Consider the following 12,669-nt stretch of genomic DNA (forward strand, 5'->3'; position numbering starts at 1 on the left):
TGTCCGGTACTCGACGAGCCTGAAGCGTGTGGCGGTTCCCGGTCTCTCGCCACCGGTGCGGAGCCGGAGCTCCCGGTCGGCCGGAAAACCCGGTGGGGGTGGTCAGTGGTGAAACATAGGATCACCCCTGATGCCCCCGAACCCCGCCGAGCGCACGGACCGGTCCACCGTGCGCTCCCTCAAGCGCTTGTGGCCCTACCTCCGTCCCGTACGAGCCCGCTGGCTCGCCGCCGCGTGTGTCGCGGTGGTCGCTTCCGGGCTCGGCCTCGTCTTCCCGCTCGTGCTCAAGTGGATGGTGGACGGTCCGGTGGCCGACCGTGACCCGGGCGGGGTCTGGCTGGGGGCGCTGTGGCTGCTTCTCCTGGGCATCGTGGAGGCGGTGCTGTTCGGGCTGCGGCGGTGGCTGGTGGCCCGGCCGCTGGCCGGGGTCGAGGCGGGTATGCGGGCGGACCTGTACCACCGTCTCCAGCGGCTGCCGATGGCCTTCCACGACCGCTGGCCCTCCGGTCAGCTGCTGTCGCGCGGCACCACCGACCTGATGCTGGTGCGCATGTTCCTGGCGTTCCCGCTGACCTTCCTGCTGGTCAACACGGTGACGATCGCCATCGGGTTCGTCATCCTGTTCGTCCAGGAGTGGACCCTGGGGCTGGTGCTGCTCGCCCCGGCGGTCCCGCTGATGATCCTCAGCTCGATCTTCGAGTCGAGGTACTCCCTCGCGGCGCGCACCGCCCAGGACCAGGTCGGCGATCTGACGACGGTCGTCGAGGAGAGCGTGCTCGGCATCCGGATCATCAAGGGGTTCGGCCGGCACCGCAGCCAGGCGCGGGCGTTCCGGGAGCTGTCGCACCGGCTGCGTTCGACCGAGCTGACCAAGGCCCGGCTGCTGGCGGGGATCTGGGCGCTCATCACCGGGGTGCCGGAGTTGGCGATCGGCGCGGCGCTGGTCCTCGGCACCGTTCAGGTGGCGGACGGCGACCTGTCGGCGGGGACGCTGGTGGCGTTCCTGTCGACGGCCCTCGCGCTGCGCTGGCCGGTGGAGTCGATCGGTTTCCTGCTCGCGATGAGCCAGGAGGCGGCGACCGCGACCGACCGCTACTTCGAGGTCATGGACGTGGCGGAGGAGAGCGGGCTCGCGTCCGGGGGCTCCACCGGTGCTGCGGCCGGCACCGCGCCCGGGATGGTCTTCGAGGGGGTCTCCTTCCGCTACCCGGACGCGGCCCCGGATTCCGTGCCCGTGCTCGCCGAAATCGATCTGCACGTCCGGCCGGGCGAGACGATGGCGCTGGTCGGAGCGACCGGTTCCGGCAAGACGACGCTCACCGCCCTGGTGCCCCGGCTGCACGAGCTCGCCGGCGGGCGGATCACCCTGGACGGTGAGGACGTCGTCTTGATGGAGCGGGCGCGGCTGCGCTCGCTGGTGTCGGTGGCCTTCGAGGAGCCGACGCTGTTCTCGGCCACGGTCGGCGAGAACGTGCTGATGGGGGCGGACGGCGCCGACGACGGGGACCTGAACCGTGCCCTGGACGTCGCCCAGGCCCACTTCGCGCACGAGCTGCCCGAGGGCACCGGCACCCAGGTCGGCGAGCAGGGGCTGAGTCTGTCGGGCGGTCAGCGCCAGCGGCTCGCGCTGGCCCGCGCGGTGGTCGGCCGGCCCCGGTTCCTGGTGCTGGACGACCCGCTCTCCGCGCTGGACGTGCACACCGAGGCCCGGGTGGAGGCGGCGCTGCGGCAGGTGCTGGAGGAGACCACGGCGGTGATCGTCGCTCACCGGCCGTCCACCGTGATGCTCGCCGACCGTGTCGCGCTGCTGTCCGGGGGCCGGATCGCGGCTGTCGGTACCCATCAGGAACTGCTGCGGGCGAACGCCGAGTACGCCTGGCTGATGTCGGGCGCCGAACGGCCCGGCATCACGGTCGCCGAGGAGGCCACGACCCCATGACCAGTACCACCACCACCGGTACCCCGTCCGCCGACGGCACCGGGCCCGCCGACGGCACCCCGGGTACGACCGGCCCGGGGGCCGCCCCCGAGTCCGGTGACGCCTTCGACCGGGACGCCCTGCCCACCCCGCCGGGCGCCACCGGTACCTTGCTCGCCTCGCTGCTGCGGCCGTTGCGCGCCCGGGTCCTGGTGACCGTGGTGCTGCTGCTCGTCCAGCAGGCCGCCGTGCAGGCGGGCCCGCTGCTCGTGGCGTACGCCATCGACCGCGGGGTGCCCGCGTTCCGCGACTCCGACCACGGTCCGCTGATCGCGGTGGGCGTCGGGTACGCGCTCTGCGCGGCGGGCGGCGGCTACCTCCAGTACGCCTTCATCCGGGGCTCGGCGCGTATCAACCAGGACGTGCTGCTGGACCTGCGCGGCCGGATCTTCCGGCACGCGCAGGCGCTGAGCGTGGACTTCCACGAGCGCTACACCTCGGGCCGGCTGATCTCCCGGTCCACCACCGACGTGGAGTCCCTGCGGGAGCTGCTCAGCGAGGGTCTCCAGGAGCTGGTCACGGTGGTCCTCTCCTTCGTCTTCATCTCGGGGATGCTGCTCTGGCTGGACCTCGGCATCGGGTCCATCGCGGTGCTCTCGTTCGTGCCGCTCTATCTGCTGGTGCGCGTCTACCAGGCGCGCGCGGGCCGGGCGTACGCGGTGCGGTCCACCGCCACGGCGGCGGTGATCGTGAAGTTCGCCGAGACGATGAACGGCATCCGGCCGGTGCGGGCCTTCCGCCGCGAGCGGGCCAACGACGCCGTGTTCGAGACCCTCAACCGCCGTCACGAGCGGTCGAACGGCGACACCCTGCTGGAGATGGCCCGTTACGTGGTGGGCTCCCGGCTCATCGCCAACATCGCCATCGCGGGCATGGTGCTGTGGGGCGCCTACCGGGTGGCCTCGGGCACCCTGGCGCTGGGTGTGCTGGCCGCGGCGGTGCTCTACCTGCGCCGGCTGTACGACCCGATCGACCGGCTGGCGATGGTCCTCAACTCCTGGGAGTCCGCCACCGCGTCCCTGCAGAAGATCGCGGGCCTGCTGGCGCAGACCCCGTCCGTGCCCGAGCCCGCCGCCCCGGTGGAGCTGCCCGCGCTGCGCGGCGAGCAGCCGGGCCGGGAGGTCGTTTTCGACGGCGCCCGGTTCGCGTACCGCACCGGCGGCGAAGTACTGCCGCGCTTCGACCTGACCCTGCCGGCCGGTCAGACGGTGGCCGTGGTCGGTTCGACGGGCGCGGGCAAGTCGACGCTGGCGAAGCTGCTGGCCCGGTTCTACGACCCGACCGACGGCCGGGTGCTGCTGGACGGCGTCGATCTGCGGGAGCTGTCCACGCCGGAGCTGCGGCGCGGGGTGGTGATGGTGACGCAGGAGGCGTTCCTGTTCTCCGGGACGGTCGCGGAGAACATCGCGATCGGCCGCCCGGACGCGACGCCGGAGGAGATCGAGCGGGCGGCGAAGGCGATCGGGGCGCACGAGTTCATCGAGGGCCTGCCGGAGGGGTACGCCACCGACGTACGCAAGCGGGGCGGCCGGATCTCCGCCGGGCAGCGCCAGTTGGTCGCGTTCGCGCGGGCCCTGCTGGCCGACCCGGCGGTGGTGATCCTGGACGAGGCGACCAGCTCCCTGGACATCCCCGGCGAGCGCGCGGTGCAGCGGGCCATGGACACGGTGCTGCACGGCCGTACGGCGGTGGTGATCGCGCACCGGTTGTCCACGGTGGAGATCGCGGACCGGGTGCTGGTCATGGAGCACGGCCGCATCGTGGAGGACGGCTCACCGGCCGAACTCATAGGCGGCGAGGGCCGGTTCGCGGGGTTGCACCGGGCGTGGCGGGAGAGCCTGGCCTGAGCGCCACGCTCCTGCCGGTCAGGACACGTCCGGGAGGAGTTCGGCGAGCACGTCCCGTACCCGGCGCTCGATCTCGTCGCGGATCGGGCGGACCGCGTCGACGCCCCGGCCTGCGGGGTCGTCGAGTTGCCAGTCGAGGTAGGTCCGGCCGGGGAAGACGGGGCAGCTGTCGCCGCAGCCCATGGTGATGACCACGTCCGATGCCCGTACGGCGTCGGCGGTCAGTACCTTCGGGGTCGCGGCGGACAGGTCGATGCCGACCTCCGCCATCGCTCGTACGGCGGCCGGGTTCACGGCGTCGGCGGGTGCGGAACCGGCGGACCGGACCTCGACCCGGCCTCGGGAGAGGTGGGTGAGCCAGGCGGCGGCCATCTGGGAACGGCCCGCGTTGTGGACGCACACGAACAGCACGGACGGCTTGGCCCCAGGCATCGGATCGAACTCGGGCTCGGGCTCGGGCTCGGGCTCGGGCTCGGGCTCGGGCTCGGGCTCGGGCTCGGGCTCGGGCTCAGACACGGGCTCGTACACGGGCTCAGACACGGGCGGAACCTTCCGGAGCGGTGGCCGGTACGGCTGCCGGGCCGCCGGGCCCGGGGAAGCGGTGGCGTACGGCGAGGGCGACATGGACGAGGCCGATCAGGACGGGGACCTCGATGAGGGGGCCGACGACTCCCGCGAGGGCCTGGCCGGAGGTGGCGCCGAAGGTGGCGACGGCGACCGCGATGGCGAGTTCGAAGTTGTTGCCCGCGGCGGTGAACGCGAGCGTGGCCGCCTTCGGGTAGTCGAGTCCGAGCGCGCGGCCGGCTGCCAGGGACCCGGCCCACATCACCGCGAAGTACACCAGCAGCGGCAGCGCGATGCGGACGACGTCCAGCGGCTTCGAGGTGATGGCCTCGCCCTGGAGGGCGAAGAGCACGACGACGGTGAACAGCAGCCCGTACAGGGCGAACGGTCCGATCCGGGGGACCAGCTTCGTCTCGTACCAGGTACGCCCCTTGGCCTTCTCGCCGAGCCGCCGGGTGAGGAACCCGGCCAGCAGCGGGATGCCGAGGAAGATCAGTACGGAGCGGGTGATCTCCCACACCGACACGTCCAGGGAGGTCTGTTCCAGCCCGAGCCATCCGGGCAGCACGCCGAGGTAGAACCAGCCCAGCGCCGAGAACGCGAGGACCTGGAACACCGAGTTGAGTGCCACCAGGACGGCGGCTGCCTCGCGGTCGCCGCAGGCCAGGTCGTTCCAGATGACCACCATGGCGATGCAGCGGGCCAGGCCGACGATGATCAGGCCGGTGCGGTACTCGGGCAGGTCGGGCAGGAAGATCCAGGCGAGCGCGAACATCAGCGCCGGGCCGACGACCCAGTTCAGCACCAGGGACGGGACGAGCAGGCGCCGGTCGCGGGTGACGGTGGAGACGCGGTCGTAACGGACCTTCGCGAGGACCGGGTACATCATCACGAGCAGGCCGAGCGCGATCGGCAGCGAGACCCCGGTGACGGTCACCTTCGCGAGCGTGTCGCCCAGCCCCGGTACGAGGCGGCCCAGGCCGAGGCCGGCGGCCATCGCGCCGAGAATCCACACGGCGAGGAACCGGTCCAGGAACGACAGCCGCCGGGCGGCCGGCTCCGCGTGCGCCGTTCCGCCCCCGCTCACGAAGAGGTCCCCGCGGAGGCGGGCGCAAGTGCCCCGGCAGGATCGGCGGGGCGGGAGAGTACTAGGGCCAGCTGGTCGGTCATCTCGGGCAGCAGCCGGTAGTACACCCACGTCCCGCGCCGCTCCGAGTCGATCAGCCCGGCCTGCTTCAGCAGCTTCAGGTGGTGGGAGATAGTCGGCTGCGACAGGTCGAAGGCCGGGGTGAGGTCGCAGACGCAGACCTCACCGCCCGCCCGCGAGGCGATCATCGACAGCAGGCGCAGCCGCACCGGGTCGCCCAGCGCCTTGAACACCTTCGCCAGCGCCTGCGCGCGCTCCTCGTCCAGCGGGGAGGCCAGCAGACCGGGGCAGCATCCCCCGGCACCGTCCTGGCCGATCACCACGAGCTCTTGTTTCGACATCCTTCTATATTGACGTTTCTCGATTCAGGATGCAACCTTGAATCGACAGACATCGATACAACCTGATCGGGGAGACACCATGTCCCGTGTCCAGCTCGCGCTCAACGTCGCGGACCTCGAAGCGTCCGTCACCTTCTACTCCAAGCTGTTCGGTACCGAGCCCGCCAAGCGGCGCCCCGGCTACGCGAACTTCGCCCTCACCACCCCGCCGCTCAAGCTGGTCCTCATCGAGGGCGAGCCGGGCCAGGAGACCCGCCTGGACCATCTGGGCGTCGAAGTCGGGTCCACCGACGAGGTCACCGCCGCCACCACCCGCCTCAAGGACGCCGGGCTCGCCACCTTCGAGGAGAACGACACCTCCTGCTGCTACGCACTCCAGGACAAGGTGTGGGTCCACGGCCCCGGCAAGGAGCCCTGGGAGGTCTACACCGTCAAGGCCGACGCCGACCGGCTCGGCAAGAGCCCCGCACTCGCGCCCTCCGGGGACACCTGCTGCGCGGACCGGCCGGAAGCGGGCGACGCCGTGACCCCGGCCGCAGGGTGCGGCTGCGGCGGGTGAGGAGCGCCGCCGGCCAGGATCAGGAATGCGTCCCGAACTCCGTAGCTCTGGCCGAAAGAAGCCCCGAAGGCCGGCTGCCTGCCGCGCTCGGCTGACAGGCGCGGGCCTGGACAGGACACTGGTGGCCTGTGTCTGGTGCGAGAAGCGTGGACCCGCGCAGTGCCGTTCTCGGGGCGACGTGGGCAAGTGACGGGGGTACGGGGATGTCGGGGTCGGATACGCGAGGCCTGTCTCGGGGGGCATTGATCCGGCAGCGCGCGAAGGCCCGATTCGTCGGTCGGCGTGCGCAGTTGGCCCTCTTCACGGAGAACCTGTCGAAGGACCCGCAGTCCGAGGAGGATCCGGCGGACTTCCTGTTCCATGTGCGCGGGGTGGGTGGCGTGGGGAAGTCCACGCTGCTGCGCCAGTGGCAGGAGGCGGCCAGGCGTGCTGATGCCGCGACGGCGGTGGTGGACGAGAACGATGTCCACGGGGTGCGGCAGGCTCTGACCGAGCTGGCCCGGCAGTTGGCGGCGCAGGGCGGGCCGTGCAAGGACTTCGACAAGGCGGTCGAGCAGTTCCGTCGGGAGCAGGCGACGCATGCTGAGCCGACACCCGCGGAGGGTGAGGCGTCGGTGTCGAGCCGGGTGGTGACGCAAGCCGCCTTGGGGGCGGTCTCGTTGATTCCGGGCGCGGGGGTCGTGACGGCGATGGCGAATCCGGATGCCGCCGCCCAGGGGCTGGACCGGATTCGGTCGGCGTCGCGCTCCCGTCAGCAGCGGCGCGGTGGCCGAGGCGACGAGACGGGGCTGAGCCGTGCCTTCGTCGCCGAGCTGGAGCGGCTGTGCCGTCGGCAGCGTTGGGTGGTGCTGTTCTTCGACACGTGGGAGCAGACGGCTCAGTACCTGGACGGGTGGCTGCTGAGCCTGTTGGACGAGGAGTTCGGCCCGGTGCCGGCGAACCTCGTCGTCGTGCTGGCCGGCCGTGACGAGTTGCCGGAGCGGGAGTGGGCGCCGCTGCGGGACGAAGTCGCGGACGTGCCGTTGGAAGTCTTCACCGCGACGGAGACCCGCTCGCTGCTGACCTCGCGGGGCGTGACGGATACGTCGGTGGTGGAGGCGGTGCTACAGCTCTCGATGGGACTTCCGCTGCTCGTCGAACTCCTCGCCCTGGCTCGCCCGGACACGGTCGAGGACGTCGACGCGGGAGGGGACATCGCGGATGTGGCCGTCGAGCGTTTCGTGCAGTGGATCACGGACCCGGACAAGCGTGACGCCGTGCGGGCGTGTGCCCTGCCCCTTCAGCTGAACGAAGACATCTTCGCCGCCGCAGCGGGCCCTGCGGCGGAACCGCTGTGGGAGTGGCTGTGCGGGCAGCCCTTCGTCAACGGCCGCAGCGGCTACAAGCACTATCACGCGGTGGTCCGCGCGAGCATGATCCGCCAGCAGCGCACCCACTCCCCGCAGGGCTGGGCTTCGGCGCACGCCCGGCTCGCCGAAACCCATGCCGCCTGGCGCGCGGCTGTCGAGGAGCGCCTCCCCGAGGCCAAGCGCTGGGAAGACCCCACGTGGCGCCGGCACCGCCTCGACGAGACGTACCACCGACTGTGCGCCCACCCGGGGGGCACCGGTCTGCCGTCCGCTCTCGAACACGTGGCCCATGCCGCAGGTCAGGACTCCGCCGTACTGCGGCAGTGGGTCGAAGCACTGGAGCAAGCAGCGCAGGACGCCGCGGATTCCTCCCTGCTCCACTGGTCAGGGCGTCTTCGGGACGCTCTCAACGGCGATGATCCCGCTCTCGCCTGTCTCGGAGTCCTGCTGTCCCACGACCGGCTGAGCGCCGAGAGCAGGAGCTGGGCGTACACGTACCGAGGCATCCACCTCTACCTCTGCGACCGGGACGAAGAGGCGCTGTCCGAGTTCGACCGGGCGATCGCCCACAACGACCTAAACGCCCACGCCTGGGCCCGGCGCGGAGAGACTCATCGATGGCTCGACCACCACGATCAGGCCGTCGCCGACCTCACCGCCGCACTCGAACTCGACCCCACCTACGACTGGGCACTCACATCCCGCGGACAGGCGCACACCCAGGCCGGACGCTACGACCAGGCCATCACCGACCTCACCGCCGCACTCGAACTGGACCCCACCTACACCTCGGCACTCGCATCACGCGGAGAAACCCACCGACTGGCCCGCCGCTACGACCAAGCCATCACCGACCTCACCGCCGCACTCGAACTGGACCCCATCTACGCCTGGGCACTTGCCTCCCGAGGGCAGACCCACCGACAGGCCGGACGCTACGACCAAGCCATCACCGACCTCACCGCCGCACTCGGACTCGACCCCACCTACGCCTGGGCACTCGCCTCCCGAGGACAGACCCACCGACTGGCCGGCCGATACGACCAAGCCGTCACCGACCTCACCGCCGCACTCGAACTCAACCCCACCTACGCCTGGGCACTCGCAGAGCGCGGGGAATCCCACCGACTGGCCGGACGCTACGACGAGGCCGTCACCGACTTCACCGCCGCACTCGGACTCGACCACACCTACGCCTGGGCACTCGCCTCCCGAGGACAGACCCACCGACAGGCCGGCCGATACGACCAAGCCATCACCGACCTCACCGCCGCACTCGAACTCAACCCCACCTACGCCTGGGCACTCGCAGCACGCGGAGAAACCCACCGACTGGCCGGACGCTACGACGAGGCCGTCACCGACTTCACCGCCGCACTCGGACTCGACCACACCTACGCCTGGGCACTCGCCTCCCGAGGACAGACCCACCGACAGGCCGGACGCTACGACCAAGCCATCACCGACCTCACCGCCGCACTCGAACTCAACCCCACCTACGCCTGGGCACTCGCAGCACGCGGAGAAACCCACCGACTGGCCGGACGCTACGACGAGGCCGTCACCGACTTCACCGCCGCACTCGGACTCGACCACACCTACGCCTGGGCACTCGCCTCCCGAGGACAGACCCACCGACAGGCCGGACGCTACGACCAAGCCATCACCGACCTCACCGCCGCACTCGAACTCAACCCCACCTACGCCTGGGCACTCGCAGCACGCGGAGAGACACACAGGCAGGCAGGCAGGTACGACCAGGCCATCGCCGACTTCACCGCCGCACTTGAACTCAACCCGGCCTACGCCTGGGCACTCGCATCCCGCGGACAGGCACAGATACAGGCCGGCCGTTACGACCAGGCCGTCGCCGACCTGACCGACGCGCTCGAACTCAACCCCACCTACGCCTGGGCACTCGCAGCCCGCAGCCAAGCGCACCGACAGGCCGGCCATCTCGACAAGGCGAGAGCGGACATGGAGCGAGCCGCCGAAACGCACCCAGGAGCCGAATCCTGCGCGTTCGAAAGGCTCATGCTCGAGACCGTGGAGGGGCGATTCGAGGCGTGTACGGAGCGGTGGCGTCAACTGCTCGCCGCTTCCCCGAGCCTCCCGGACGAAGCTCCCGACCCGCTCTCCGACCTGTTCCGACGCCTGCTCTTCGATACGGAAAGCAGCGTGAGGGAGGCAACGGAGGAGTTGCTCGCCACGCACCCCGGTCGTGGTGAGATCGCGGATCTGCTCACGTACTTGGTCGAGCTCTTCGCGGTGGCAGACGGGGTGGGAGACCGCGCCCGGCAGTGCCATGACCAGATCGTCGAGCACTCCTCGGCATGAGTCTCCACCGGTTCTTCCCGGCCGAGGTCAGACCGTGTCCGCGAGGGGCGCTCCTGTCGACCTCCAGGCCCGGGAAGACACCTGCACCGTCTTGACCTCGGCGTCGATGCCGTGCGCGCGTCCACGTCATGCGGACCACCATGACTGGGCGAGGCTCCTTCACATCGCCTGGCCGTGATGATCCACCAGCGCGGCGAGCAACCGGGCCAACTGATCGCGTTCCGAAGGGGTCAGCGGTGCGAGCACTTCGTCTTCCACCCGAGCGAGCAGTCCGTCCAACTCGGGGAGTTGCCTGCTTCCTTGTTCGGTGAGGACGATGATGTTCTGCCGGCGGTCGGCGGGGTTGGGTGAGCGTTCCACCCATGCGCGATCGGCCAGTTCCTTGATCACCGCGACCATGTCGCTGCGGTAGATCCCTGTGCGGCTGCTGAGTTCCGCCTGACTGGCGGGCCCGAACTCGTCCAGGGTGGCGAGCACCGCGTAGTGCCACTTGCGGGCGCCCGCGCGCGTCAACTCCTCGTTCACCAGGCGATCCGACTGGAGCGCGGCCAGTGACAGAAGCCTGGTCCGCAGATGGCGCAGCCGCGCGGCACCGGGCCGCCGGTCGGCCGAACGCCCCGAGTCGGGCGTGCTGTTACTCATGCCGCGATTCTACCGTTGCGTTAGTCCCACTAACAATCTATCTTCGTCGAGCCAGGGAACGTTAGTGGGACGAACGATACGGAGGACGTCATGCCAGTGGCGAACGTTCTGGATTCGACGATGTTCTACGAGGACGCCGGCAACGGCACCCCCTTCGTCTTTCTGCACGGCAACCCCGGCTCGTCCCATCTGTGGCGCGAGGTGCTGCCCGCGGTGGACCTGCCCGCCCGCCTGCTGGCCCCCGACCTGATCGGCATGGGCCGCTCCGGCAAGCCCGAGGTGCCGTACCGGTTCGCCGACCACGCCCGCTATCTGGACGATTGGTTCGACCGGTTGAGTCTGGACGAGGTGGTGCTCGTCGGCCACGACTGGGGCGGTGCGCTCGCGTTCGACTGGGCAGCACGCCACCCGGACCGCGTCCGTGGTGTGGCGTTCTTCGAGGCCATCGTGCGTCCGATGTCCTGGAACGAGCTGGGCGAGGGGCCGCGCTCGCGCGCCCTGGCCATGCGCGGGCCGCAGGGGGAAGCGCTGGTGCTCGACCGGAACTCCTTCCTGGAGTCGGCTTTCACCGGCGGGGTGCTGAACCCGGTGAGCGAGGAGGACATGCGTGTCTACCGGGCTCCGTACCCGACTCGGGAGAGCCGCCGCCCGATACTGGAATGGGCACGCTCGCTCCCGCTGGACGGGGAGCCGACCGAGGTCGCCGAACGCGTCGGGCGGTACGGCAGGTGGCTGTCGGACAGCGGCGAGGTACCCAAACTGCTCCTCACCTTCGACTCCTCGCCCACCTTGCTGATCGGCAAGGAGATGGCCGACTGGTGCGCGGAGAACATCGCCGCACTGGAAACCCGGCACTGCGGCCCGGCCGGTCATCACGCGCAAGAGGACCGACCCCGGGCCATCGCCGACGAGATCGGCGCATGGGCTCGACGGCACGCTCTGACCGGCGACCGGCAAGGCTGACCAGAGGACCATGACTCAGTCGTGGAGCATGTCCACGAAGTCCCACGAGTGCCCCGGGGGATGACCGGCGTACAGGTGGCAGGGGTCCTGCCGAATCCCGGGGAGTGTCCGGTCGGCCACTTGGCACGGTGGCATGACCGCGTACGTGACGTGGTCGGCCTCGTTCCAGTACGCCCAGACGTCCCCGTCTTCGAGCCCGAGGTAGTCGAGGTGGTCCGCGTGATCACCGTCGTGGTTCCGGGCGAGTTCGCAGGTCACCGAGCGGGGTACGTCGGCCGGCAGATGGCGGTCGGCGGCCTCCGCCCATGGCGCCCGCCGCGTGTCGTTGCAGTGGAAGTACCGCGCTTCCGTCATGGCGTGTCGCCCCGGTCGTCCACGTGCCGGTCCCCGTGCCCGTTCGCGTGCTCGTCGGTGTGCTCGCCCGTGCACTTGTCCGCACGCTCGTCCGGGAGGGGGTTGGCAGCTCGGCGGGCGGCCTCGTCCAACAGGTCACCGAGCGGGTCCGTCACGTCCCAGGAATGGCCCGGCGGGTGCCCAGGGGGCAGTGTGCACCGGTCCACGCTGTGGGGCAGGCTGATCAGCCACGTGACGGCACGGCACGAGCGGGACTCAGCGAACCGGGCCGGCAGACCGTCGTCCCAGTACATCCAGAGGTCGATGTCGGAGCCGTCCTCAGCACCCCCGATGAAGGCGGCGTGCTCGACGTCTTCGGCATGCTCGCCCAGCTCACAGAGCGCGTACTCGTCGAGTAAGGAGAGGTGGTCGACGGGCTGCTCGGGCGCTCCCTCCATGGCGGTCAGAAAGACCAGCGCGTCGATCTCGGGGATACGGCAGACAGCGGTGCATTGCAGCACGAGAGGCCTCACGGGAGCTTCGTGGACAGGTGGAATCCCCGCCCGACCCGGCGGGAGGGGCCGAGCGGTGCTCGCACCCGCACTGCGG

At 70.6% G+C, this 12,669-nt stretch carries 11 protein-coding genes; 5 read left to right on the forward strand and 6 right to left on the reverse strand.

Annotated features, from left to right (window positions below):
• Positions 1-130 precede the first annotated feature (130 nt).
• Positions 131-1,939 carry an ABC transporter ATP-binding protein gene (locus tag OHT52_RS07245; protein WP_328719307.1) on the forward strand — a complete coding sequence of 603 codons (1,809 nt, stop codon included), beginning with the start codon at positions 131-133 and terminating at the stop codon, positions 1,937-1,939.
• Complete coding sequence (locus OHT52_RS07250; protein ID WP_328719308.1) at positions 1,936-3,825, forward strand: ABC transporter ATP-binding protein; 1,890 nt, start codon at positions 1,936-1,938, stop codon at positions 3,823-3,825. Before OHT52_RS07245 ends, OHT52_RS07250 begins: the two co-directional genes overlap by 4 nt.
• 18 nt (positions 3,826-3,843) lie before the next feature.
• Here the strand turns inward: OHT52_RS07250 and OHT52_RS07255 are convergent, their stop codons facing one another.
• The 3 genes from OHT52_RS07255 to OHT52_RS07265 all read right to left on the reverse strand — a co-directional run bounded on the left by OHT52_RS07255 (position 3,844) and on the right by OHT52_RS07265 (position 5,877).
• Entirely contained in the window at positions 3,844-4,257 is a 414-nt protein-coding gene (locus tag OHT52_RS07255; protein WP_328723644.1) for an arsenate reductase ArsC, read from the reverse strand.
• 100 nt (positions 4,258-4,357) lie between these two features.
• Entirely contained in the window at positions 4,358-5,476 is a 1,119-nt protein-coding gene (arsB, locus tag OHT52_RS07260) for an ACR3 family arsenite efflux transporter (protein WP_328719309.1), read from the reverse strand.
• Complete coding sequence (locus OHT52_RS07265) at positions 5,473-5,877, reverse strand: ArsR/SmtB family transcription factor (RefSeq protein ID WP_328719310.1); 405 nt, start codon at positions 5,875-5,877, stop codon at positions 5,473-5,475. The genes arsB and OHT52_RS07265 overlap by 4 nt, the downstream gene beginning before the upstream one ends.
• 79 nt (positions 5,878-5,956) lie before the next feature.
• On the opposite strand from OHT52_RS07265, the gene OHT52_RS07270 reads away from it, so the two are divergent.
• Positions 5,957-6,436 carry an ArsI/CadI family heavy metal resistance metalloenzyme gene (locus tag OHT52_RS07270; protein WP_328719311.1) on the forward strand — a complete coding sequence of 160 codons (480 nt, stop codon included), beginning with the start codon at positions 5,957-5,959 and terminating at the stop codon, positions 6,434-6,436.
• Between the two features lie 290 nt (positions 6,437-6,726).
• Positions 6,727-10,122 (forward strand): tetratricopeptide repeat protein, encoded by a 3,396-nt coding sequence (locus OHT52_RS07275; RefSeq protein ID WP_328719312.1) that lies wholly within the window; start codon positions 6,727-6,729, stop codon positions 10,120-10,122.
• Positions 10,123-10,281: 159 nt separating this feature from the next.
• On the opposite strand, the gene OHT52_RS07280 is transcribed toward OHT52_RS07275, so the two are convergent.
• Positions 10,282-10,764, reverse strand: coding sequence for a MarR family winged helix-turn-helix transcriptional regulator (locus OHT52_RS07280; RefSeq protein ID WP_328719313.1), 483 nt, complete (start codon positions 10,762-10,764; stop codon positions 10,282-10,284).
• A 90-nt stretch (positions 10,765-10,854) separates the two neighbouring features.
• Between OHT52_RS07280 and OHT52_RS07285 the strand changes: the two genes are divergently transcribed.
• The gene (locus tag OHT52_RS07285) at positions 10,855-11,727 is read left to right on the forward strand and encodes a haloalkane dehalogenase (RefSeq protein WP_328719314.1); all 873 of its coding nucleotides are present in this window, start codon (positions 10,855-10,857) and stop codon (positions 11,725-11,727) included.
• Positions 11,728-11,742: 15 nt separating this feature from the next.
• Here the strand turns inward: OHT52_RS07285 and OHT52_RS07290 are convergent, their stop codons facing one another.
• Positions 11,743-12,081, reverse strand: a complete 339-nt coding sequence (locus tag OHT52_RS07290) for a hypothetical protein (RefSeq protein ID WP_328719315.1) — start codon at positions 12,079-12,081, stop codon at positions 11,743-11,745.
• On the reverse strand, positions 12,078-12,581 hold the full coding sequence (locus tag OHT52_RS07295; RefSeq protein ID WP_328719316.1) for a hypothetical protein: 504 nt from the start codon (positions 12,579-12,581) through the stop codon (positions 12,078-12,080). Before OHT52_RS07295 ends, OHT52_RS07290 begins: the two co-directional genes overlap by 4 nt.
• Between the last annotated feature and the right edge of the window lie 88 nt (positions 12,582-12,669).

Source organism: Streptomyces sp. NBC_00247, from assembly GCF_036188265.1.
Lineage (GTDB): Bacteria > Actinomycetota > Actinomycetes > Streptomycetales > Streptomycetaceae > Streptomyces.

Bases quoted from the DNA above. Each gene is read 5' to 3' on its own strand.
- OHT52_RS07245 (WP_328719307.1), top strand. From the start codon at position 131: ATGCCCCCGAACCCCGCCGAGCGCACGGACCGGTCCACCGTGCGCTCC.
- OHT52_RS07250 (WP_328719308.1), top strand. From the start codon at position 1,936: ATGACCAGTACCACCACCACCGGTACCCCGTCCGCCGACGGCACCGGG.
- OHT52_RS07285 (WP_328719314.1), top strand. From the start codon at position 10,855: ATGCCAGTGGCGAACGTTCTGGATTCGACGATGTTCTACGAGGACGCC.
- OHT52_RS07265 (WP_328719310.1), bottom strand. From the start codon at position 5,877: ATGTCGAAACAAGAGCTCGTGGTGATCGGCCAGGACGGTGCCGGGGGA.
- OHT52_RS07280 (WP_328719313.1), bottom strand. From the start codon at position 10,764: ATGAGTAACAGCACGCCCGACTCGGGGCGTTCGGCCGACCGGCGGCCC.
- OHT52_RS07290 (WP_328719315.1), bottom strand. From the start codon at position 12,081: ATGACGGAAGCGCGGTACTTCCACTGCAACGACACGCGGCGGGCGCCA.
- OHT52_RS07255 (WP_328723644.1), bottom strand. From the start codon at position 4,257: ATGCCTGGGGCCAAGCCGTCCGTGCTGTTCGTGTGCGTCCACAACGCG.
- OHT52_RS07270 (WP_328719311.1), top strand. From the start codon at position 5,957: ATGTCCCGTGTCCAGCTCGCGCTCAACGTCGCGGACCTCGAAGCGTCC.